This is a genomic window from Lysobacter korlensis (assembly GCF_042434515.1).
The window spans coordinates 235462-257005 of record NZ_JBHLTG010000005.1 but is presented as its reverse complement, the minus strand read 5'-3'; the positions used below and the strand labels follow the sequence as shown (position 1 = coordinate 257005).

The window sequence follows — 21544 nt, the reverse complement described above, 5'->3', positions numbered from 1 at the left end:
CTGGGGTGAGACCGGTTCGCGACAGCTACACGCCGCCGCATCCGGTCGACCTGCGGCTCACGCTGGGTCCGCTGCAGCGCGGCCGGCTCGATCCCACGATGCGGTGGGATGCCGGCGCGGTGTGGCGGACGATGCGCACACCGGAGGGCCCCGCGACGCTGCATCTGCACGGGACGGCGGAGATCCGCGCCACCGCGTGGGGGCCGGGCGCGGAGTGGGCCATCGCCGGTGTGCCGGAGCTGCTCGGCGCCGGCGATGACTGGAGCGGCCTCGACCTCGCCGCCCACCCGCAGCTCGCCGAGGTGCTGCGCCGGAACCCGGGGCTGCGTCTCACCCGCTCCCGGCTGGTGATGGAGATGCTGCTGCCCGCGGTGCTCGAGCAGAAGGTGACCGTGCTGGAGGCACACCGCGCGTGGCGGTCTCTGCTGGACCGGCACGGCGACGAGGCGCCCGGTCCCGCGCCGCTCGGGATGCGGGTCTTCCCGTCGACAGCCACCTGGCTCCGCGTGCCGTCCTGGGAGTGGCACCGCGCGGGAGTCGGGCCGCAGCGGTCCGACACGGTCATGCGCTGCCTCCGCGTCGCCGCGTCGCTCGAGCGGACGCTGAGGGGCGGTCGCGGCGGGCCGGAGGTGGAGCGGGCGCTGCGCTCGATCCCCGGCGTCGGGATCTGGACCGCGGCCGAGACCATGCAGCGGGCGCACGGTGACCCGGACGCGGTCAGCGTCGGCGACTTCCACCTTGCGAAACACGTCGGCTGGGCCCTCGCGGGGCGGCGGATCGACGACGAGGAGATGCTCACCATGCTCGAGCCGTGGCGCGGCTCGCGGCAGCGGGTCTGCCGGCTGGTCTGGATCAGCGGAAGAACGGCACCGCGGCGCGGTCCGAGGATGACGCTCCAGGATCACCGCGGCCACTGAGCCGAGCGGCGACCGCGCAGGTCGGCGAGGGGTCAGACGGAGACGGGGCCGAACGGGAAGATCCCGGCGGGGTCGAGACGGCGCCGGAGGCCCGCCAGGCGCGGCAGCGACGTCACCGGCCAGGCCGACTCGAACTCCTCCGTCGTCGCCGGGTGACCTGCGAAGTTGATGTTGGTGCGCGGATGCACCCATTGCCGGATGGCGTCGATCACCGCGTCTCCGGCGCGTGGGAGGACGGAGTCGAACAGTGACGGATCCGGCACACCGATGAGCACCAGCGTGAAGGCCGCGTCGCGCCCGCCGACCGCCGAGCCGGCAGGGAGATCCACGGCGGCGGCCGAGCCCAGGTGCCGCAGCTCCGCCGCGATGAACGGCGCATCGGCTCCCGGCCCGAGCGCGCCGAGGAGCGCGGTGGCGAAGTCCTGATCGATCGCGTCCAGCAGCAGTCCGCGGTTCCAGCCCGGACCCGGCTCATCCGGGTCGCTGTGGATCGCCCCCATCTGCTCCGCAGGCAGCTCGCCGAGCATGTCGAGGTACACCGGCGCGGCGGTGCGCAACGGCTCCGCCAGCCGGGCGCCCTCGTCATCGGAGCCGGGATAGGCGAACCGGAGGCTGAGCAAGTGCCGTCCGCGGAAGGGCTCGGGCACGAGGTCGAGGTCGGGGAACCGCACGAGCGCGACGCTCGTGGTCACGTCCGGGTCGGCGTCCGCTGTCCAGTCCACCCACGTTCTGAGCACCTGCTCGATGTGCTCGGTGTCGAAGAACAGGGCGCCGGCGTACAGCGTCGACAGCTGGACGAGCCGCACCCGGACCTCCGTCACGATGCCGAAACCGCCCTTGCCGCCGCGGAGAGCCCACAGGAGCTCCGCGTTCTCGTCCTCGCTCACCTCCAGGATCTCCCCGGTCCCCGTGACGATGGTCGCTCCGATCAGGTAGTCGGATGAGAAGCCGTGGCTGCGCGCGAGCGGGCCGAGCCCGCCGCCGAGCAGGTATCCGACGACGCCCACGTTCGGCGACGAGCCGGGCACCCCCGTGAGGCCGTGCTCGGCGGCCGCCTCCAGCACTGCGGCCCACCGCGCACCCGCGCCGACCGTTGCGGTACGGGTCGCGGGGTCGACGCTCACCTGCTGCAGGCGACGGGTCGAGATGAGGAGTCCGCCGGAGATGGGCGTGTGCGCCCCGTGCCCGGTGGCCTGCACCGTGACCGGGGAGCCGTGTTCGGCGGCGAACCGGACCGCGGCCGCGACGTCCGCCGTCGAGGCGGCGCCGACGATCACGTCCGGTGTGTGCACCACGGCGGTGTTGAACGCCGCGGCCTCCTCGGCGAACGCCGGCTCCGCCGGAGTGAGCACGGTCCCCTCGATGCGGTCTGCGAGTGCACGCGACATGCGCCGACCATAGCGCCGGAAGGGCGCCGCCGGAAGGCGTCAGCCGGTCTCGAGCACCGCCATCGCCGCGTTGTGGCCGCCGATGCCGCTGACCGCACCGCCCCGGCGCGCGCCCGACCCGCAGAGCAGGACGCGCGGATGCCGGGTCGCGACGCCCCAGCGCTCGGCGGGCGTGGCGAGCGGCGCGTCGTCGGGGGCGAACGGCCAGGACAGCGGGCCGTGGAAGATGTTCCCGCCGGGCAGTCCGAGCGCGGCCTCGAGGTCCTCTGTGGTCTTCGTCTCGATGCACGGGCGGCCGTCGGTGTCCGGCAGCACCAACGACTCCAGCGGCTCGGCCAGCACCGAATCGAGCGACGCCAGCACGCGGCGCTGAAGTTCCTGGCGGTCCGCATTCAGCCGACTGGGCGTGTGCAGCCCGAAGACGGTGAGGCTGTGCACCCCGGAGGCGGCGAGCTCGGGGGAGAGGATCGTCGGGTCGCTCAGTGTGTGGCAGTACACCTCGCACGGCAGCGGGTCGGGGATGCTCCCCGCCGCGGCGCTCCGGAAGGCTGCGTCGAGCTCTCCCCAGGTCTCGTGCACGTGCAGCGTCCCGGCGAAGGCGACCGCTGGATCGATGCCGCTCTTCAGCCGCGGCAGCCGGGAGACGAGCAGGTTGACCTTCACCTGGGCGCCCTCCGGAGCCGGGCCGTCGGCCTGTGGCTCGCCGAGCAGCCGGTCGAGCACCGCCGGCGCGACGTTGGCGAGCAGGTGAGCCCCGAACGCGACCCGCTCGTCGCCGTCGACCACGTAGGTCACCTCGCCGTCCGGGGTCACGCGGGTCACCTCGGCGCCGGGAACCAGCTCTGCACCGGCGAGGCGGGCTGCCCTCGCGAGCTCTCCGCTGACGGCGCCCATCCCGCCGACCGGCACGTCCCACTCCCCGGTGCCGTTGCCGATCACGTGGTACAGGAAGCAGCGGTTGCCGGCGAGCGTGTCGTCGATGTTGGGGGCGAAGGTTCCGATGAGGGCGTCGGTGAGCACCACGCCGCGCACCAGGTCGGACGAGAACGATCGCTCGATCGTCTCGCCCACCGGTCGGTCGATGAACTCGTTCCACGCCGCGTCGCCGACCAGCGTCCTGGCCTCGCGGCGGGTGAGCAGCGGCTCCAGCAGAGTCGGGGCCAGCGCGCGGGCGAGGGTGCCGACCCTCGAATAGAAGGCGCTCCAGGTGGCTGCGTCGGATGGCGCACCGAGCGCCGCGAACGACTCGCTCGTCGTGCGCGGGTTCTCGGTGTCGATCAACAGCCCGCCGTCGCCGCCGGGGTTCGGCGTGTACGACGAGACGCGGCGGCGCTTCAGCTCGATGCGCAGCCCCAGCTCGGTGCGGATCCGCTCCGGGAGCAGGCTCACCAGATAGCTGTAGCGGGACAGCCGCGCCTCGACGCCGGGGAACGGCGCTGCGGAGACGGCGGCGCCGCCGAAGCCGTCCAGCTTCTCGAGCACCAGGACGGAGCGCCCGGCTTGCGCGAGGTACGCGGCCGCGGTGAGGCCGTTGTGACCGCCGCCCAGGACGACGACGTCGTGATTCGGGGACTGCATGGCTCGATTCTGGCGTACCCCGCCGCACCCCGCCGCACCCCGCCGCACCCCGCCGCACCCCGCCGCACCGGTCCGCCGGTGCGGAGTCGCTATGCGTCCGGCGACTCGGCGATCTCGCAGGCGGACGGGTTGATCACGCCGAGCACGCGCTTGGAGAGGTGTGCGAGTTGCTCCAGCTCGCCGGGCTCGAGCACATCGAGGAAGTACCTCCGGAGTGTCGCGCCGTGATCACGGGTGGCGCGCAGCATCGTGCGGCGACCCTCCGGCGTGATGGCGATCCAGGTGCCGCGCGCGTCCTCCGGGCACTCCTGACGTTCGACGAGGCCGCGCGATTCCATTCGGGACACCTGATGAGACACGCGGCTCTTCTCCCACGCGAGAAGCTCGCCGAGCTCCCTGGCCCGCAGCCGGCGATCCTTGGCCGTGGACAGCGTGGTGAGGATGCCGTAGTCGGCGCTGCTCAGCCCGGCGTCCCGCTGCAGCTGTCGCTCCAGCTCGCGATCGAGGAACGTCCGCATGTCGAGGAAGGAGCGCCACGCGTCCCATTCCTGCGAAGAGACGGCCCACTCGGCGGTCGCGGTCGCGCTTCCTGCGGAGTTCATGAGAACAGGCTAGCAGGAAGTTGACACATCAACCAGTACGACTTATGGTTGACACATCAACTTCTGAAAGGACATCATGCTCAAGATCGGGATCATCGTCGGCAGCACTCGCCCCGGCCGCCACGCCGACGCCGTCGCCCAGTGGGTGAAGGACGTCGCAGACGTCCGCGGCGACGCCGAGTACGAGATCATCGACCTCGTCGACTTCCCGCTGCCGCACCTGGACGAGGCGCTTCCGCCCGCGATGGGCCAGTACGCCAACGACCACACGAAGCGCTGGGCCGCCAAGATCGCCGAGTACGACGGGTACGTGTTCGTCACTCCCGAGTACAACCACTCGACGTCGGGTGTGCTCAAGAACGCCATCGACTATCTCTCGGCCGAGTGGAACAACAAGGCCGCCGGCATCGTCAGCTACGGCAGCGTCGGTGGCGCCCGCGCCGCCGAGCATCTCCGGCTGATCCTCGGCGAGCTCCAGGTCGCCGACGTGCGTCAGCAGGTCACGATGTCGATCTTCACCGACTTCGAGAACTTCGCGACCTTCACCCCGGCCGACAGCCATGAGACCGCGCTCGGCGTGCAGCTCGACCAGCTCGTGGCCTGGGCCGGTGCACTGCGCACCGTCCGCGTCGCAGAGGTCGCCGCCTGACCCGCAGCACCCAGCAGCACCGAACGGCGCCGGTCACCTCAGGGTGACCGGCGCCGTGCTGTCCCGAGTCGCGGACATCGGAGACGACATGCCGTCGAGTCGGGTCGGAAGTCCGCGGATCGACGAGGGGGAAGCGGACGGGCGCCTCAGACGCCCCAGTCGAAGACCGTGGTGAGTCGCTCGGCGGTCCCCGCCGCGAGCTCGTCGTACACGTCCTGCGCGTCGGCCGGTGCGCGACGGTCGGCGAGGTGCTGCACGCCGACCGTCCCTGAGCGCAGCCAGCGGAACGCCAGCTCGAGGTTCCGTGCGGCGCTTCGTCCGGTGAACGGCGTCGGGGATGCAGGAAGCTGCCACTCCCAGCCGCTGCGCAGCACGGCGTAGCGGTGGAACACCTCGTGCAGCAGCTCGTGGGCGGTGGCGTCCGTGCGCCGGGTCCACGGCGTGCCGACCAGCACAACCTCACCCAGCGCGCGCACCCGGCGCACGCACTCGAGGGCGGCCCCGTCGTTGCCCGAGCACTCGAGCACCAGGTCGAATCCCGCCGCGGTTCCGAACTGGCCGATCGGCTCGGGCTCCGGCGGGGTGGGCAGGGTCCGCACGGCGGCAGGCAGCAGTGCACGTCGCTCTGCCCGCGGATCCCACGCGGTCACGTCGTACCCGCTGACCGCGAAGATCACCGCTGCCAGGTGGCCCACCGGGCCGAGGCCGCTGACCCCCACGAGATCGCCCGGTCGCGCAGCGGTCGTGCTCAGCGTCGCCATCGGGACGGCCATCAGCCGGGCGAAGACGGCGGCGAACGGATCGAGCCCCTCCGGCAGCCGCACGACCTCATCCGCGGGGCGTCGCTGGTGACTGCGATGTCCGCCTTGCGTGTACACCAGGTCGCCGACGGCGAGGCCTGGAACCTCGGAGCCCACCGCCTCGACCCGGAACACCGCTGCATACCCGGGGGTGACCGGATAGCGGGCAGGCCGCTCGGGGCCGGGGCGGAATGCGCCCGACACCTCGGTGCCCGGGCTCACCAGGCTGCAGACCGTGCGCCCGACGACTTCGAGGGACGCCGGTGTCAGCGGATCGCGGGCGTCGGGTATCGGGAGGAGCTCGACGGTGCCGGGGCTCGTGATGGTCACGGCGGTTCCCCGCCGGTGGGCATTCCCGCTGGTCATGGCGCCGCCTCCCCGGGGGCCGACCACGGGGGTTCCGAGTGGCCCTGCAAGGCGGCCTCGACGTAGCCGAGCGCCTGCTCGGGCGGGATCCCGAGCTGGCGCACCCGCGCGGCGTAGGCCAAGGCAGCCTCCTGAGCCTTCCGCTCCGCGGCGCCGCCCTGCGGGCTGATGAACGAGCCGTTGCGTCCACGGGTCTCGAGGATGCCGTCCTCCTCCAGCTGCCGATAGGCCTTCGCCACCGTGTTCGGGGCGATCCCGAGCTCTCCGGCAAGCGCACGCACGGTCGGGATGCGCGTTCCGGGCGTCAGCGCGCCGCTGCGCACCAGGTCGATGAGCTGCGCCCGCAGCTGCAGAAACGTCGGCACCGCGGATTCCGCGTCGAGTGCCAGCCCGAGAAACGCCATCCGGAGCTCAGTCGTAATTCCGGTTGATCAGCCGCGACAGCACGATGGCACTTCGTGTGTGGTCGACGTTCGGCGCCACCCGCACCCGCTCCAGCGCCATCTCCAGTGAGGGGATGTCACGCGAGCGCATGTGGACGATGGCGTCGGCGGACCCGGTCACCGTGCCGGCATCCACCACCTCCGGCACCCCGGAGAGGATGCGTTTCAGCTCCCGAGGCGCAACCGTGCCGCGGCAGAACAGTTCGACGTACGCCTCGGTCGCGAGACCGTCGACCGCGGGATCCACCTGGATGGTGAAGCCCCGGATGACGCCGTCGGCGACCAGCCGGTCGACCCGACGCTTCACCGCCGATGCGGACAGCCCGATCCGCGCGCCGATGTCGCCGTAGCTGGCCCTGGCGTTCTGCCGCAGCTCCTCGAGGATGCCGGCGTCGAGGTCGTCCATGAACCCACTGTATGCCGAGATCGAGCGTCGCGCGCACCTCGCTCGCACGATCGTTGCGTGGAATGCCGCGATCCGCGCGCATCGTGTCTGCGATCCTGACAATATGACGATGACTCAGACGACCGCCGAGGCTCCGGCCTCGGCTGCCGTGCGCCCCAGCGTGCTGATGTGCCGCCCGGATCACTTCACCGTGAGCTACCGGATCAATCCATGGATGTTCCCACAGCTTCCGACGGACACGGCGCTCGCCGTGCAGCAGTGGGAGGTGCTGTACCGCACCTACCTCGACCTCGACTTCGATGTCCAGCTGATCGACCCGATCGCGGGTCTGCCCGACATGGTCTACGCCGCGAACGGCGGCTTCGTGCTCGATGGCATCGCCTACGGCGCGAGTTTCACCCACCCGGAGCGGCAGCCGGAAGGTCCGGCGTACCTGCAGTGGTTCGCGAACGCCGGGTTCGACGCCCGTGAGCCGGCGAGCGTGAACGAGGGCGAGGGCGACTTCCTGCTCGTCGGCGACGTGATCCTCGCTGGAACCGGATTCCGCAGCGCCACGGCGAGTCACGAGGAGGTCGCACGGCTGTTCGGCCGCGAGGTGGTCAGCCTGAACCTCGTGAACCCGAGCTTCTACCACCTCGACACCGCCGTCGCCGTGCTCGACGCCCGCCCCGGCGCCGACCGGCCGCGGATCGCCTACCTTCCCTCCGCCTTCGACGAGCCATCCCTCGAGGTTCTGCGCGACCGCTTCCCCGACGCGATCCTCGCCACCGAGGAGGATGCCGCGGTGCTCGGCCTCAACTCGTTCAGCGACGGGCAGAACGTCGTCATCGCCGCCCGCGCCACCACGTTCTCCCGGCAGCTCCGCGAGGCCGGATACAGCCCGATCGGCGTGGATCTGTCCGAGCTGCTGCGCGGCGGCGGCGGCGTGAAGTGCTGCACCCTGGAGCTGCGGCGATGAGCGCCCGGCCGAACCGCGAACCGGACGCGCATCTGGCGCACAACTACTCACCGCTCGAGGTCACGCTGTCGTCCGGGGAGGGGGCGTGGGTGACGGATGTCCACGGCCGCCGGTACCTCGACTGCCTCGCCGCCTACTCGGCAGTCAACTTCGGTCACGGGAACCCGGAGCTCGTGGCGGCCGCGCGCGCGCAGCTCGATCGCATCACCCTGACCAGCCGCGCGTTCCGGAACGACCGGCTCGAGCCCTTCGCCGAGGCGCTCGCCGCGCTCGCCGGCAAGGACATGGTGCTGCCGATGAACACCGGCGCCGAGGCCGTCGAATCCGCCGTCAAGGTGGCGCGCGCCTGGGGTTATCGGGTGAAGGGTGTGCGGCAGGGGAGGGCGACGATCGTCGTCGCGAGCGGCAACTTCCACGGCCGGACGACCACCATCATCAGCTTCTCGGACGATGAGCAGGCCCGCGCCGACTTCGGTCCATACACGCCTGGCTTCGTCACCGTCCCGTACGGGGATGCGGCCGCCCTCGAGGCTGCAATCGACGAGACCACGGTCGCCGTGCTGCTCGAGCCGATCCAGGGCGAGGCGGGCGTCCTCGTGCCGCCCGACGACTACCTGCCGGAGGTCCGCCGCATCACACGGGCGCACGACGTGCTGTTCGTCGCCGACGAGATCCAGTCGGGCCTCGGACGCACCGGTGCCACGTTCCAGTGCGACAACGCCGGGGTCGTTCCCGACCTCTACCTGCTCGGCAAGGCGCTCGGCGGCGGCATCGTGCCGGTGAGCGCGGTCGTCGGGAACCGCGACGTGCTGGGGGTGCTGCGGCCCGGCGAGCACGGCTCCACGTTCGGCGGCAACCCCCTCGCCGCCGCGGTCGGCCTGGCGGTCGTGCGGATGCTCGAGACGGGCGAGCCGCAGGAGCGGGCGCGCCGCCTCGGGATGATCCTGCATGAGCGGCTGCGCGCCCTGCTCGGGCGCGGGGTCGTCGCGGTGCGCGGCGCCGGCCTCTGGGCCGGCATCGACATCGACCCGGCCCTCGGCACCGGGCGGCGGGTGTGCGAGCTGTTGATGGAGCGGGGCGTGCTGGCCAAGGACACCCACGGCTCCACCGTCCGGCTGGCCCCGCCGATCGTGATCGAGGAGGCCGACCTGGAGTGGGCGGTCGACCAGCTGGAGGCCGTGCTCGACGAGCTCGGCGGCGCATCGCCGCACGGCAGCGACGAGGCGGAGCGGGTTCAGACGGTCTGAAGCATCCGGTGCTCGCCGACGGGGAGCTCGACTCGGATCGCGTCGCCCGGCCGGACCACGCCGCCGGCGATCACGATCGACATCACGCCGGTGCGCTGCGGCACCGCCTGGCCGACCCCTGAGGCGATCACCGCCTTGAGCAGCCCGGCCTGCAGCCCGTCGATGTGCTTGCACGGGTTGCGCAACCCCGTGACCTCGACGACCGCCTCGCCGCCCAGGTGCAGCCGGGCGCGCTCCGGCAGGGCGAGCAGATCGATCCCGCGGGTGGTGACGTTCTCGCCGAGCTCCCCAGGGCCGACCTCGAAGCCACGGTCCGCCAGCTCCGCGAACAGCTCGCTCTGGATGAGGTGCACCTGCCGCAGGTTCGGCCGGGTGGGGTCGCGGCGCTTGGTGAAGCGGTGCTGGTCTGTGATGCCCGCGTGCGCATCGCCCTCCACGCCGAGTCCGGAGAGCAGGGTGATCGCCTCGCACGGTGCCTTGCTGAACCGGTGTGCGGCATTCCGCGACACCGAGAGGACGGTCGCGTGGCCGGTGATCATGATCCCAGTCTCCCTGATCACCCGCGGTCAGGCGGGCGGCTGGGTGTCACCGTCCGCGACCTGCTTGACGATGTGGCGACTGGCGCGCAGCCAGGTGACCCCCATCGCAACACTGAGCGCTCCGGCGCCGAGCGCGAACACCGCGTCGACGAAGACCGCGGTGGTAGGGAACCGCGCGACGCCAACAGCAAGCTGCCCCGCCCCGGCGACCACAGCGCACCAGCCGAAGCCGGTGGCGATGCGCCGGGATCGAGCCGGAGTGTTCCCCCACTGGAACAAGGCGACCGCGCTCGCAACGAACAGCACGGGCCCGGCGACGACGACGACAGCGAGGCTTCCCGCGTTGAACCCGAACACCGCGAAGCTCAGGGCGCTCAGCAGCGTGACCGCGCCTGCGACGAGGGCAGTGACGCGGGTGGCCCGACTCACGGTCATGTGCCGTCCTTCCCCCGCCGACGCGACGGGATCACGGCGGCGGCGGCAGCCCCGGCGATCAGAAGAAGCGGGACACCGCCGGCGGTGCCGAGCACGGGGAGCGGCGGCAGCCGAGGATTCGGCTGCGTGACGACATGGCTGATCGTTGCGCTGGGGAGCGCCATGGCTGCCTCCTTCGGGTGGAGGGGTCGGGTGATCCAGTCTTAGCAGGCGGCGAGAAGCGGGCACCAGTCCGGTCGGAGCTCTGGCCCCGTGTCGGCCGTCCGTCGCACCATGGAGGTGTGAGCAGCTGGGCCGAGATCGCACGCGACGCGCCGGACTTCGCGCGCCGCCTCCGGGCGGTCTTCGACGCCGGCACGAACAAGACCATCGCCACTCTGCGCGCCGACGGATCGCCGCGGATCAGCGGCACCGAGCTCGTGATCGAGGACGAGCGGGTGCTGCTCGGGGCGATGCCCGATTCGCGCAAGCTGGCGGACCTGCTGCGCGACCCCCGGGTCGCGATCCACTCGCCGACCCTGGAGCCGCCGGACGATGTGCGAGCGTGGGCCGGAGACGGCAAGCTCTCCGGCACGGCGGTGACGGTCTCGCCGCGGGAGGGGATGCCGGGAGGCGCGTACTTCGAGCTGGACATCACCGAGGCGGTGCTCACCAGCATCGCACCGAGTGGGTCAGAGCTCAGGATCGAATCCTGGCATCCCGGCCGCGGCTACCGGGAGCGGCTGCGCACCTGACCCGCTCTGCCGCGCAGGAGCCACCGGAGGAGCGAGCGGGACGCCCGGCGTAGCCTGGGCGTCGTGACTTCCCACGGCGCGCCCTCCACGAACGCAGCTTCGCCGCTCGCCCCCGACCTGGTGGAGCGCATCCGCTCCCGGGCCGCCGGGTACGACCGGGAGAACGCCTTCTTCTGGGAGGACCTCGACGAGCTCCGCGCGGCCGGGTATCTGCGGCCCAGGTCGCTGCTGGCGACGGCACGGGATCAGCGGCTGCTCGCCGCGCACGCGCCCGCCACCGCTCTCGGCATCAACATGCACCTGGTGTGGACCGGTGTCGCGCGCGTGCTCGCGGAGCGCGGCGACCCCTCCCTCGACTGGGTGCTCGCCGACGCGCGGGCCGGCGAGCTGTTCGCGTTCGGCAACAGCGAGGCCGGCAACGACCTTGTGCTGTTCGACTCCGCAACACTCGCGGAGCCGCGACCCGACGGCGGCTACGCGTTCACCGGCACGAAGATCTTCACCTCGCTCTCACCGGCGTGGACCAGGCTCGGCGTCTTCGGCCGGAACGGTGACCGGCTGGTGCACGGCTTCCTCATCCGCGAGACGCCCGGCTGGCGGTCCCTCGACGACTGGGACACCCTCGGTCAGCGCGCCACGCAGAGCCACACCACCGTGCTCGAGGGCGCGATCGTGACCCCCGAGCGGATCGCTCGCATCCTCCCCGCCGGCCCGAGCGCCGATCCGTTCATCTTCGGCATCTTCGCGAACTTCCTGCTGCTGATCTCCTCCGTCTACGCCGGGATAGCCGACCGGGCGGTCGAGCTGGCTGTGGAGGCGGCATCCCGGCGGACCTCGCGCAAGAACGACGGCAGGCCGTACTCGCAAGACCCGGACATCCGCTGGCGGGTGGCCGACGCCGCGCTTGCGCTCGACGCCCTCGCTCCGCAGATCGAGTCGCTCGCCGCGGACGTCGATGGACTCGCGGACCACGGCGCCGACTGGTTCCGCCTGCTCACCGGCGTGAAGCACCGCTCCACGGAGACCGCTCGGTACGTGGTCGACCAGGCGATGCGGATCGCCGGCGGCGGGGCCTACCGGAACGGCGCGGAGCTGTCGCGCCTGCAGCGCGATGTGCTCGCGGGGATCTATCACCCGTCCGACACGGAATCCGTGCACAGCACCGTCGCGACCAGCCTGCTCGGCACGCTCGACTGAAGCGGCGGAACGGCTCGCGCACCGCCTCGATCGGCGGGGTGCCGATGGCGAAGAAGCACTCGCGTTCACGCGCCGACGGGAATACGGTGTGAAGCGCAGCATCACCCGGCCGGGCTGGGAAGGGACGCGCCATGGGGATCATCAACACGGGCTTCGGCCGCCGCCGCCGCGAGTCGAGCGAGAACCTGCCGCCCGGCCAGTTCGTCACCTCCGACTTCCCGGTGCTCTCCTACGGCCCCACGCCGGAGGTCTCGACCGACGAGTGGGAGTTCGAGATCCGGGCGCCGGGGCAGACGCTGCGGTGGTCGTGGGAAGAGTTCCTGGCGCTGCCGGCCGAGGACATCGAGACGGACATCCACTGCGTCACCCACTGGTCGAAGTTCGGCACCCATTGGCGCGGCGTCGCGATCGACACGCTGATGGAGGACGTCGAGGCGGACCTCCCGTACGCGACCGCCTACTCCTATGGCGGATACACGACGAACGTCCCGATGGAGGACCTGCTCGACGGGAAGGCGTGGGTCGCCTACGAGTTCGAGGGAGAGCCGCTCGAGGCGGAGCACGGTGGACCCGCCCGGCTGCTGGTGCCGCATCTCTATTTCTGGAAGAGCGCGAAGTGGGTTCGGGGACTCAGGCTGGAGGAGACCGAGGAGCCGGGCTTCTGGGAGACCAACGGATACCACCTGTACGGCGACCCGTGGCGTGAGCAGCGCTACTGGGGCTCTTGATCCGGGACGGGGCTGGGCACGGTGACGTGGCGGGTGGGCACCGTGGTCGCGGCGCGTGCGGAGACGCCCAACGCCCGCACCCTGACCCTCGAGGTCCCCGACTGGCCGGGGAACATCGCCGGACAGCACCTGGACCTGCGCCTCACCTCGGCGGACGGCTATCAGGCGAGCAGGTCGTACTCGATCGCCAGCGAGGGCCCCGGCACGCGCGTCGAGCTCTCGGTCGACCAGGTGGAGACCGGCGAGGTCTCCCCCTACCTGGTGCAGGACGTCGAGGTGGGGGAGAGCCTGGAGCTCCGCGGGCCGCTCGGCACCTGGTTCATCTGGCGGCCGGAGCAGGAGGAGCCGGTTCAGCTCATCGCCGGAGGATCGGGCTGCGTCCCATTGATGGCGATGGCGCGCGCCCATGCCCGCCTTGGCTCCGCTGCCCGGTTCCGGCTGCTCTATTCGGTGCGGTCACCGGAGCTGGTCTTCTACCGGAACGAGCTCACGGCGCTCGCCGCGGCCGAGAACTTCGATGTGGAGTTCGTCTACACCCGCTCCTCCGGCGACGGTTCGCCGCCCGGGCGGGTCACTCGCGACCGGCTCGCGACCGCGGTGTTCGCGCCGTCTGAGGGCGCCACCGTCTACGTCTGCGGTCCCACCCGCTTCGTAGAGACCGTGGCCACCTGGCTCGTCGCCGAGGGGCACCCGCCCGCTCGGATCCGCACCGAACGCTTCGGAGGAACGTGATGGTCACTCACCTGGACGGCAACGTGCTGGCCGGCCCGCTCTCTGAGCGGTACGGCACCGATCGGACCGCGGAGGTGGGCAGCTGCGCCGAGTGCGGCCAGTCCGGGTCGCTGGCTCAGAGCCATGTGTACACCGGAGCCGGCTTCGTCGCCCGATGCGCCAACTGCGGTGCGGTGCTCCTCACCGTGGTGGAACGCCCCGGCGAGACGGTCGTGCGCGTCCACGCCCTCACCGGGGTGGACCTGGGCTGAGCGTCCCGCAGAACGGCACTCCCGCCAGACGCCGTACAGGCGTAGCCTCGATGTAACGGAAACGCAAAGGAGCGTGCGGTGGACATCATGACGCAGATCCGGGAAGGCATGCACGTCGTCGACGCGGACGGCAAGGACGTCGGCAAGATCCGGGACTTCCAGGCGGGCGACGGCACGGACGAGTTCGCCGTCGGAGCCGACGAACCGCTGGCAGGAGCGCTCGAGGACGCGGACCTTCCTCGACACGAAGCGCAACGGCTGAGCCGTCTCGGCTGGGTGAAGATCCACAAGGGACTCTTCACCGGCGACCGATACCTGTCTGTGGAGGAGCTCGACCGCGTCGACGACGACAAGGTCTGGCTGCGCCCCGGCATCCAACCGAAATAACGCCGCGGCACTCACCCGACCGAGGGCGTGACCTCCGGCCGGGCCGTCTCCTTCTGCTCGCTCGCCGGGCGCTTCGGCCGCGCGGCCGCGACCGCCTCAGCAGTCCCGGCAGGCAGCGCACGGGGCGCGAGCCGGACCAGCTGGGTGACGTGGCTCGGGTTGAGCTCTTCGAGCGTGGAGACGCCGAGCAGCTTCATCGTGCGGGCGATCTCGTCCTTCAGGATCAGGATGGTGCGGTCCACGCCTGCCCGTCCGCCGGCCATCAGCCCGTAGAGGTAGGCGCGGCCGATCATCGTGAACCGAGCGCCGAGCGCCACGGAGGCGACGATGTCGGCGCCGGTCATGATGCCCGTGTCGAGGTGGACTTCCAGGTCTTTGCCGACCTCGCGCGCCACGTGCGGCAGCAGGTGGAACGGGATGGGCGCACGGTCCAGCTGCCGGCCACCGTGGTTGGAGAGGGTGATGGCGTCGACGCCGAGGTCGGCGAGCCGCCGGGCGTCGTCGAGGGTCTGCACACCCTTGACCACCACCTTGCCGGGCCACTGCGCCTTGATCCAGGCGAGGTCGTCGTAGGTGACGGTGGGGTCGAACATCGTGTCGAGCAGCTCGCCGACCGTGCCCGACCACTTGCTGAGCGACGCGAATGCGAGCGGCTCAGTGGTGAGGAAGTTGATCCACCAGGCCGGCCGCGGGAGTGCGTTGACCACCGTGCCGAGCGTGAGCGCCGGCGGGATGCTGAAGCCGTTGCGCTTGTCGCGGAGGCGTGCACCTGCCACGGGCACGTCCACGGTGACGAGGAGCGTGTCGAAGCCGGCCTTCGCTGCCCGGTCGACGAGCGCCATGGAGCGCTCGCGGTCCTTCCACATGTAGAGCTGGAACCAGTTGCGTCCGTCCGGTCCGCCGGCGGCGGCGACGTCCTCGATCGCGCTGGTGCCCATGGTGGAGAGGGCGAAGGGGATGCCCGCTGCAGCCGCGGCGCTCGCGCCGGCGATCTCGCCCTCGGTCTGCATCATCCGGGTGAACCCGGTCGGTGCGATGCCGAACGGCAGCTCGACCCGCCTGCCGAGCACGTCCCAGCCGGTGTCGACGCTGGAGACGTCGCGGAGGATGGCGGGGTGGAACTCGATGTCCCGGAACGCCTGCCGCGCCCGGCGCAGGCTCAGCTCGGCCTCGGCGGCGCCCTCGGTGTAGTCGAACGCCGCCTTCGGGGTGCGGCGCTTGGCGATGCGCCGCAGGTCCTCCACGGTGAGCGCCGACTGCAGCCGCCGCGTCTTCGGGTTCAGCGTCGGCTTCTTGAACCGCATCAGCGGGGCGAGGTCGCGCACCTTGGGGATCTGGCGCTTCACCATGAGGGTCTCCTTCGTGGGTTCGTTCGAGTTCAGCGCGCCGCGGCGATGCGCGGAGCGTACGTGGACAGGCTGTGCGTCTTCGCCACGAGGGCGCGCAGGGTGGTCAGGTCGCCGCGAAGCTCGCCGAGCGCTCGGGCCTGCACCAGCAGGTTACCGAGGGCGGTCGCCTCGACCGGTCCGGCGTGCACCGGCAGGCCGCTGCGGTCGGCGACCGCCTGGCAGAGCAGCGCGTTCTGCGATCCGCCGCCGACGATGTGGATGACGCCGACACCGCGCCCGGAGAGCTCCGCCGCCTTCCGGACGGCGTCGGCGAACGCGCCGGCGAGGCTCTCCACGATGACGCGCGCCACGTAGGCGGGATCGTCGGGGAGCGCGATGCCATGGCTCGCGCAGTGGTTCCGGATACGGGTCGCCATGCTGCCGGGCGGCAGGAACTCGGGGTCGTTGGCATCGAAGACGGGGATGTCGCCCGGAATGGCCGCCGCCCGCTGCAGCAGCGCCGGCAGGTCGATCCGGTCCCCGGCGCGCTCCCACTCTCGCACCGACTCGGTCAGCAGCCACAGCCCCATCACGTTGTGCAGGAAGCGGATCCGGCCGTCGACGCCGCCCTCGTTGGTGAAATTGGCGATGCGACTGGCGTCGGTGACGACCGGATGCTCGAGCTCGACGCCGACGAGCCCCCACGTGCCGCAGCTGATGTACGCGGAGTCGTCGGTGACGGCCGGGACGGCGACCACGGCGCTGGCTGTGTCGTGGGAGCCGATCGCGGTGACGACGGGGGCGCCCGTGCCGCCGAGCTCCGCCGCCACGGAGGGCAGCAGCGGCCCGACGGCGGTGCCGGCGTCGACCAGCCGGGGGAACAGCTCCCGCGGATAGCCGAGCCGCGCGATCAGCGACGCGTTCCACTCGCGGGTTCCCAGGTCGAGCAGCCCCGTGGTGGACGCGTTGGTCCGCTCGGCGATCTGCTCTCCGGTCAGCCAGTAGGTGAGCAGGTCGGGGACGAGCAGCATCCGGTCGCGGGGGTCGAGCTCCTCGACCGCGAGCTGGAACAGCGTGTTGAACGGCAGGTGCTGCAGTCCCGTCTCGCGGTACAGCTCGTCCGCCGGCACCGTTGCGTGCACCCGCTCGACGCCGAGGGCGGTGCGCTCGTCGCGGTAGTGGTACGGCACTCCGAGCATCCGGCCGTTGCGCACCAGGGCGTAGTCGACCGCCCAGGAGTCGATGCCGATCGAGTCGAGGGCGAAGTCCCGGGCTGCGGTGGTGAGGCCGGCCACGACGCTGCGGTAGAGCTCGAGCACGTTCCAGTGCAGCCCGTCGATCGTGCGGACGGGCGTGTTCGGGAACCGCGCGACGGCGTGCAGGGTGAGCTCATCGTGCCCGACGCGCCCGAGCATAACCCTGCCGCTCGTCGCACCCAGGTCGACCGCGGCGACCGTGACCGTCATCGAAGGAAGGCGGCGGCGACGCCCGCGTCGACCGGCACGTGCAGCCCGGTGGTGTGCGACAGGTCGGGTCCCGTGAGCACCGACACCGCATTCGCGACCGTCTCCGGCAGCACCTCGCGCTTGAGGATCGTGCGCTGCGCGTAGAACTTGCCGAGGTCCTCCTCCGGGATGCCGTACGTCTTCGCCCGGTTGGCACCCCAGCCGCTGGCGAAGATGCCGGAGCCGCGGACGACGCCGTCGGGGTTGATGCCGTTCACCTTCACGCCGTGCTCGCCGAGCTCGACCGCGAGCAGCCGCACCTGATGCGCCTGATCGGCCTTCGTGGCGGAGTAGGCGATGTTGTTCGGGCCTGCGAACACGGCGTTCTTGCTGGCGATGTAGATGACGTCGCCGCCCATGCCCTGCTCGATGAGCACCCGCGCGGTGGCCTTGGAGACGAGGAACGAGCCCTTCGCCATGATGTCGTGCTGGAAGTCCCAGTCCTTCTCGGTGGTCTCGAGCAGCGGCTTCGAGAGCGAGACGCCGGCGTTGTTCACGACGATGTCGATGCCGCCGAAGGCGAGCACCGCATCTTGCACGCACCGCTCGATCGCGGCCGCGTCGGTGACGTTCACCTGCACGCCGAGCGCGACGTCCGCGTTTCCGATCTCGGCGGCTGCCTCCTGCGCCTTGGCGAGGTCGAGGTCCGCGATCACGACGCAGGCGCCGTCGGCGGCGAGTCGTTCGGCGATGGCCTTGCCGATGCCGGAAGCCGCGCCCGTCACGAGCGCGACGCGGGTGGCGTGGGACTTCGGCTTCGGCATCCGCTGCAGCTTCGCCTCCTCGAGCGCCCAGTACTCGATGCGGAACTTCTCGGAATCGTCGATGGGGGAGTAGGTCGAGATCGCCTCGGCGCCGCGCATCACGTTGATGGCGTTGAGGTAGAACTCGCCGGCGACGCGGGCGGTCTGCTTGTCCTTGCCGTAGCTGAACATGCCGACGCCCGGCACCAGCACGATGGCCGGGTCGGCCCCGCGCATCGCGGGGGAGTCCGGGTTGGAGTGCTTCTCGTAGTACGCGGTGTAGTCGGCTCGGTACTCCTCGTGGAGCTCCTTCAGCCGGGCGATCGAGTCCTCGACGGACGCGTTCGCCGGCAGGTCGAGCAGCAGCGGCTTCACCTTGGTTCGGAGGAAGTGGTCGGGGCAGCTGGTGCCGAGCGCGGCGAGGCGCGGGGCGTTCTCCGAGGCGAGGAACTCCAGCACCCGCGGGTCGTCCGTGAACGAGCCGACCATCGGCATGTCGGCCGACGCGATGCCGCGGATCGTCGGTGCCAGTTCCGCCGCCTTGGTGCGTCGCTCCTCGTCCGGCAGGGCAGCGTTCTGCTCGACGGCGGCGCCGAACGGGTCGGCCTTGCCGTGCTCGTCGAGGTACTGCTGCGCGGTCTCGATGATCCAGAGGCTGTTGCGCTCAGCCTCCTCGCTGGAGTCGCCCCACGCGGTGATGCCGTGGCCGCCGAGGATGCAGCCGACCGCGTCCGGGTTCCGGCGCTGGATCTCGGCGATGTCGAGGCCGAGCTGGAAGCCGGGGCGGCGCCACGGCACCCAGACCACCTTGCCGCCGAAGGCCTCAGCGGTCAGCCGCTCGCCGTCAGCGGCCGTGGCGAACGCGATGCCGGAGTCCGGGTGCAGGTGGTCGACGTGAGCCTTCTCGACGAGGCCGTGCATGGCCGTGTCGATCGAGGGGGCGGCGCCGCCCTTGCCGTGCAGCACGTAGTCGAACGCGGCGACCATCTCGTCCTCACGCTCGACGCCGGGGTAGACGTCGACCAGTGCGCGCATCCGGTCCAGTCGCAGCACGGCGAGCCCGGACTCCTTCAGGGTGCCGAGGTCGCCGCCGGAGCCCTTCACCCAGAGCAGCTCGACGGGCTGCCCGGTGACCGGGTCGGTCTCCGTCCCCTTGGCGGAGGTGTTGCCGCCGGCGTAGTTGGTGTTCCGCGGGTCGGCGCCGAGGCGGTTGGAGCGGGCGATCAGCTCCGCTGCAGGGTTCTGGCTGTTCATCGGACTCCTATCGTCGAGAGCGCGGCGCCCGTGAGGTGCGGGCGGGAATGCGGCTGGGAGGGCGCCGTGGCACGAAGCCATTCGGCGCAGAGTGCGGTCCACGCGGCGGGGGCGCCGAATCCCCCGGCGAGGCCGATGCCGTGGGGGCCATGCGGGAACACGTGGAGCTCGTGCGGGACATGCCGCTCGGCGAGGGCCTGGGCGAGCACGTAGCTGTGGCGCACCGGGACCGCCTCGTCGTCCGCCGTGTGCCACAGGAAGATCGGCGGAGCGTCCGGGGTCACCAGGCGCTCGAGCGACACGTCCCCGGCCAGGTGACGCTGGTCGCCGAGCAGATTCTCGAGCGAGCCCTCATGCGGGTCGTCGATCATCGACACGACGGGGTAGCAGAGCACCGCGAAATCCGGGCGCTCGCCCGCTTCGCCCGGCGTCAGGGCGACGGAGCCGGCGAGGTGCCCGCCGGCGGAGAAGCCGAGTACGCCGATCCGCTCCCTGCCGGACGCGCGGAGCTCGCGGATGCGGCGGCGCACCGTGTCGAGCGCCTCCGGGTAGCGTGCCGGCGCGATGGGGTATCGCAGCACCTCGGCGTCCCAGCCGAGCCCGTGCAGCCAGGCCGCGACCGGCTCGGCTTCGTGGTCGGCGAGCATGCTGTAGCCGCCGCCGGGCAGCACCAGGATCAGCGGCGTTGCGCTCACGCGCCCCATCCGGCCTGCTCGCCCCCGACGCGCTCGGCCTCGATCTTCTGCTGGTAGCCGCTCTCCGCGTAGCCCTCCATCGGGTCGGCGGGGAGCCCCCGGGACTCGCGCCACTCGGCGAGGGCGGGCCGCACGTCGGTGTAGAACGCATCCATCAGAATCGAGTTGGCGGTGAGCACATCCCCGGCCTGCTGCGCCGCGCCGAGCGCGTCGCGGTCGACCAGCAGCGCCCGGGCGGTCATCTCCTGCACGTTGAGCACGGAGCGGATCTGGCCGGGGATCTTCTTCTCGACGTTGTGGCACTGGTCGAGCATGAACGCGACGCCGCTGTCGGGGCCGTACCCGCCGCCGCGGACCACCTCCACCAGGATCCGGAACAGCTGGAACGGATCCGCAGCCCCGACGATGAGGTCGTCGTCGGCATAGAAGGCCGAGTTGAAGTCGAAGGAGCCGAGCTTCCCGAGCCGCAGCAGCTGCATGACGATGAACTCAATGTTGGTGCCGGGCGCGTGGTGGCCGGTGTCGAGGCAGACGAAGGCGCGCTCGCCGAGGGCGACCACCTGGGCGTATGAGGTGCCCCAGTCCGGAACATCGGTGTGGTAGAACGCCGGCTCGAAGAACTTGTACTCGAGCACCAGCCGCTGGTTCTCTCCGATCCGCTCGTAGATCTTCGCGAGCGATTCGGTGAGCCGGTCCTGCCGACCGCGCATGTCGTCCTGGCCGGGATAGTTCGTGCCGTCGGCGAGCCAGATCTTGAGGTCCTGCGACCCGGTCTCGTTCATGATCTCGATGCACTCGAAGTGGTGGTCGATTGCCTTCTGCCGGACCGCCGCGTCGGAGTGGGCGAGGCTGCCGAACTTGTACGCCTCGTCCTGGAAGGTGTTCGAGTTGATGGTCCCGAGCGCCACCCCCAGGTCCTCGGCGTGGTTCCGCAGCTTGGCGTAGTCGTCGACCTTGTCCCACGGGATGTGCAGCGCCACCTTCGGCGCGAGTGCGGTGACCTTGTGCACCTGCGCCGCGTCGGCGATCTTCTCGAACGGGTCGCGCGGCACGCCGGGCTGGCCGAACACCCGGAAGCGGGTGCCGGAGTTGGCGAAGGCCCACGAGGGGAGCTCGATGGCCTGCTGCTCGAGCTGGCCGAGGATCTGGGAATTCAGCGTCACGGTGTTCCTTGTCTGATGTCGTGCAGCGGTTCAGGAGGCGGGGGCTTGAGACGGCGCGGGTCCAGAGGTCCCGGCGTCGAGGGAGTCGAGCTGGTCCTCGAGATGGAAGACCTCGGTGAGCTCGAGGAAGCCCTCATCGGGGGAGCTTTCGAGGTCGACGAAGAACTCACCCATCTCCGCCTGCCACCGGGCATTGACGTCGGTGGCCGCCATGCCTTCGCGGGCGGCGTCGAGGGAGTCGGTCTCGAAGTAGCCGATGAGGAGGCCGTCGTCTCGGACGAAGAGCGAGTAGTTGTGCCAGCCGGTGTCTTTGAGGGCGCGGAGCATCTCCGGCCAGACGGCCGCGTGACGGTCCCGGTACTCGGCCAGGCGCTCCGGCTTGACCTGCAGCTGGAAGCACACGCGGCGTCGGCTGGCGCTCGTCATTGAGGAGTTCCCTTGAGATCGCGGATGACTAATGAATCGTTTCACACCATAACCCATGGATCCCGAAAGTGCA

At 71.1% G+C, this 21544-nt stretch carries 25 protein-coding genes; 10 read left to right on the top strand and 15 right to left on the bottom strand.

Annotated elements, in window-relative coordinates; all coding sequences use genetic code 11:
• The first annotated feature begins 5 nt into the window (after positions 1-5).
• Positions 6-917 carry a DNA-3-methyladenine glycosylase family protein gene (locus tag ACFFGH_RS20565; protein WP_386671798.1) on the top strand — a complete coding sequence of 304 codons (912 nt, stop codon included), beginning with the start codon at positions 6-8 and terminating at the stop codon, positions 915-917.
• Positions 918-949: 32 nt separating this feature from the next.
• Here the strand turns inward: ACFFGH_RS20565 and ACFFGH_RS20560 are convergent, their stop codons facing one another.
• The 3 genes from ACFFGH_RS20560 to ACFFGH_RS20550 all read right to left on the bottom strand — a co-directional run bounded on the left by ACFFGH_RS20560 (position 950) and on the right by ACFFGH_RS20550 (position 4485).
• Positions 950-2305: an FAD-binding oxidoreductase gene (locus tag ACFFGH_RS20560; protein WP_386671796.1), complete on the bottom strand. Its 1356-nt coding sequence runs from the start codon at positions 2303-2305 to the stop codon at positions 950-952.
• 39 nt (positions 2306-2344) lie between these two features.
• The gene (locus ACFFGH_RS20555) at positions 2345-3883 is read right to left on the bottom strand and encodes a phytoene desaturase family protein (protein ID WP_386671794.1); all 1539 of its coding nucleotides are present in this window, start codon (positions 3881-3883) and stop codon (positions 2345-2347) included.
• Between the two features lie 89 nt (positions 3884-3972).
• Positions 3973-4485, bottom strand: a complete 513-nt coding sequence (locus ACFFGH_RS20550) for a MarR family winged helix-turn-helix transcriptional regulator (protein ID WP_386671793.1) — start codon at positions 4483-4485, stop codon at positions 3973-3975.
• Positions 4486-4561: 76 nt separating this feature from the next.
• Here ACFFGH_RS20550 and ACFFGH_RS20545 point away from each other — a divergent pair, with 76 nt between their 5' ends.
• Positions 4562-5134: an NADPH-dependent FMN reductase gene (locus ACFFGH_RS20545; protein ID WP_386671791.1), complete on the top strand. Its 573-nt coding sequence runs from the start codon at positions 4562-4564 to the stop codon at positions 5132-5134.
• 146 nt (positions 5135-5280) lie between these two features.
• On the opposite strand, the gene ACFFGH_RS20540 is transcribed toward ACFFGH_RS20545, so the two are convergent.
• The 3 genes from ACFFGH_RS20540 to ACFFGH_RS20530 are packed head-to-tail and all read right to left on the bottom strand — an operon-like array spanning position 5281 to position 7149.
• On the bottom strand, positions 5281-6264 hold the full coding sequence (locus ACFFGH_RS20540; RefSeq protein WP_386671789.1) for a zinc-dependent alcohol dehydrogenase: 984 nt from the start codon (positions 6262-6264) through the stop codon (positions 5281-5283).
• Positions 6265-6296: 32 nt separating this feature from the next.
• Complete coding sequence (locus ACFFGH_RS20535; protein ID WP_386671788.1) at positions 6297-6704, bottom strand: GntR family transcriptional regulator; 408 nt, start codon at positions 6702-6704, stop codon at positions 6297-6299.
• 7 nt (positions 6705-6711) lie between these two features.
• Positions 6712-7149 carry an Lrp/AsnC family transcriptional regulator gene (locus ACFFGH_RS20530; RefSeq protein WP_386671786.1) on the bottom strand — a complete coding sequence of 146 codons (438 nt, stop codon included), beginning with the start codon at positions 7147-7149 and terminating at the stop codon, positions 6712-6714.
• A gap of 109 nt (positions 7150-7258) precedes the next feature.
• Between ACFFGH_RS20530 and ddaH the strand changes: the two genes are divergently transcribed.
• Positions 7259-8107 carry a dimethylargininase gene (gene ddaH, locus ACFFGH_RS20525; RefSeq protein WP_386671784.1) on the top strand — a complete coding sequence of 283 codons (849 nt, stop codon included), beginning with the start codon at positions 7259-7261 and terminating at the stop codon, positions 8105-8107.
• Positions 8104-9354, top strand: coding sequence for an ornithine--oxo-acid transaminase (rocD, locus tag ACFFGH_RS20520; RefSeq protein WP_386671782.1), 1251 nt, complete (start codon positions 8104-8106; stop codon positions 9352-9354). The genes ddaH and rocD overlap by 4 nt, the downstream gene beginning before the upstream one ends.
• On the opposite strand, the gene ACFFGH_RS20515 is transcribed toward rocD, so the two are convergent.
• The 3 genes from ACFFGH_RS20515 to ACFFGH_RS20505 are packed head-to-tail and all read right to left on the bottom strand — an operon-like array spanning position 9342 to position 10492.
• A complete protein-coding gene (locus ACFFGH_RS20515) occupies positions 9342-9893 on the bottom strand; it encodes an MOSC domain-containing protein (protein WP_386671781.1) in 552 nt (183 codons plus the stop codon). The two genes, rocD and ACFFGH_RS20515, sit on opposite strands and share 13 nt — an antisense overlap.
• Positions 9894-9920: 27 nt before the next feature.
• Positions 9921-10328: a hypothetical protein gene (locus tag ACFFGH_RS20510; protein ID WP_386671779.1), complete on the bottom strand. Its 408-nt coding sequence runs from the start codon at positions 10326-10328 to the stop codon at positions 9921-9923.
• Entirely contained in the window at positions 10325-10492 is a 168-nt protein-coding gene (locus ACFFGH_RS20505) for a hypothetical protein (protein ID WP_386671777.1), read from the bottom strand. Before ACFFGH_RS20505 ends, ACFFGH_RS20510 begins: the two co-directional genes overlap by 4 nt.
• Before the next feature lie 117 nt (positions 10493-10609).
• On the opposite strand from ACFFGH_RS20505, the gene ACFFGH_RS20500 reads away from it, so the two are divergent.
• The 6 genes from ACFFGH_RS20500 to ACFFGH_RS20475 all read left to right on the top strand — a co-directional run bounded on the left by ACFFGH_RS20500 (position 10610) and on the right by ACFFGH_RS20475 (position 14357).
• On the top strand, positions 10610-11062 hold the full coding sequence (locus tag ACFFGH_RS20500) for a pyridoxamine 5'-phosphate oxidase family protein (protein ID WP_386671775.1): 453 nt from the start codon (positions 10610-10612) through the stop codon (positions 11060-11062).
• Between the two features lie 63 nt (positions 11063-11125).
• Positions 11126-12259, top strand: coding sequence for an acyl-CoA dehydrogenase family protein (locus ACFFGH_RS20495; protein ID WP_386671773.1), 1134 nt, complete (start codon positions 11126-11128; stop codon positions 12257-12259).
• Positions 12260-12390: 131 nt separating this feature from the next.
• The gene (locus ACFFGH_RS20490) at positions 12391-12987 is read left to right on the top strand and encodes a molybdopterin-dependent oxidoreductase (protein WP_386671771.1); all 597 of its coding nucleotides are present in this window, start codon (positions 12391-12393) and stop codon (positions 12985-12987) included.
• A gap of 21 nt (positions 12988-13008) precedes the next feature.
• A complete protein-coding gene (locus ACFFGH_RS20485) occupies positions 13009-13719 on the top strand; it encodes a ferredoxin reductase (RefSeq protein ID WP_386671769.1) in 711 nt (236 codons plus the stop codon).
• Complete coding sequence (locus ACFFGH_RS20480) at positions 13719-13970, top strand: DUF6510 family protein (RefSeq protein WP_386671767.1); 252 nt, start codon at positions 13719-13721, stop codon at positions 13968-13970. Before ACFFGH_RS20485 ends, ACFFGH_RS20480 begins: the two co-directional genes overlap by 1 nt.
• A gap of 78 nt (positions 13971-14048) precedes the next feature.
• Positions 14049-14357 (top strand): hypothetical protein, encoded by a 309-nt coding sequence (locus ACFFGH_RS20475; RefSeq protein ID WP_386671765.1) that lies wholly within the window; start codon positions 14049-14051, stop codon positions 14355-14357.
• Positions 14358-14368: 11 nt separating this feature from the next.
• Here ACFFGH_RS20475 and ACFFGH_RS20470 read toward each other — a convergent pair whose 3' ends face one another.
• The 6 genes from ACFFGH_RS20470 to ACFFGH_RS20445 are packed head-to-tail and all read right to left on the bottom strand — an operon-like array spanning position 14369 to position 21471.
• Positions 14369-15706 carry an alpha-hydroxy acid oxidase gene (locus ACFFGH_RS20470; RefSeq protein ID WP_386671763.1) on the bottom strand — a complete coding sequence of 446 codons (1338 nt, stop codon included), beginning with the start codon at positions 15704-15706 and terminating at the stop codon, positions 14369-14371.
• A gap of 29 nt (positions 15707-15735) precedes the next feature.
• On the bottom strand, positions 15736-17151 hold the full coding sequence (locus ACFFGH_RS20465) for a rhamnulokinase (RefSeq protein ID WP_386671761.1): 1416 nt from the start codon (positions 17149-17151) through the stop codon (positions 15736-15738).
• Positions 17148-19187 (bottom strand): bifunctional aldolase/short-chain dehydrogenase, encoded by a 2040-nt coding sequence (locus ACFFGH_RS20460; protein ID WP_386671759.1) that lies wholly within the window; start codon positions 19185-19187, stop codon positions 17148-17150. Before ACFFGH_RS20460 ends, ACFFGH_RS20465 begins: the two co-directional genes overlap by 4 nt.
• Positions 19184-19882, bottom strand: coding sequence for an alpha/beta hydrolase (locus tag ACFFGH_RS20455; protein ID WP_386671757.1), 699 nt, complete (start codon positions 19880-19882; stop codon positions 19184-19186). Before ACFFGH_RS20455 ends, ACFFGH_RS20460 begins: the two co-directional genes overlap by 4 nt.
• Positions 19879-21045, bottom strand: a complete 1167-nt coding sequence (rhaI, locus tag ACFFGH_RS20450; RefSeq protein ID WP_386671756.1) for an L-rhamnose isomerase — start codon at positions 21043-21045, stop codon at positions 19879-19881. The genes ACFFGH_RS20455 and rhaI overlap by 4 nt, the downstream gene beginning before the upstream one ends.
• Before the next feature lie 30 nt (positions 21046-21075).
• Positions 21076-21471 (bottom strand): L-rhamnose mutarotase, encoded by a 396-nt coding sequence (locus tag ACFFGH_RS20445; RefSeq protein ID WP_386671755.1) that lies wholly within the window; start codon positions 21469-21471, stop codon positions 21076-21078.
• Between the last annotated feature and the right edge of the window lie 73 nt (positions 21472-21544).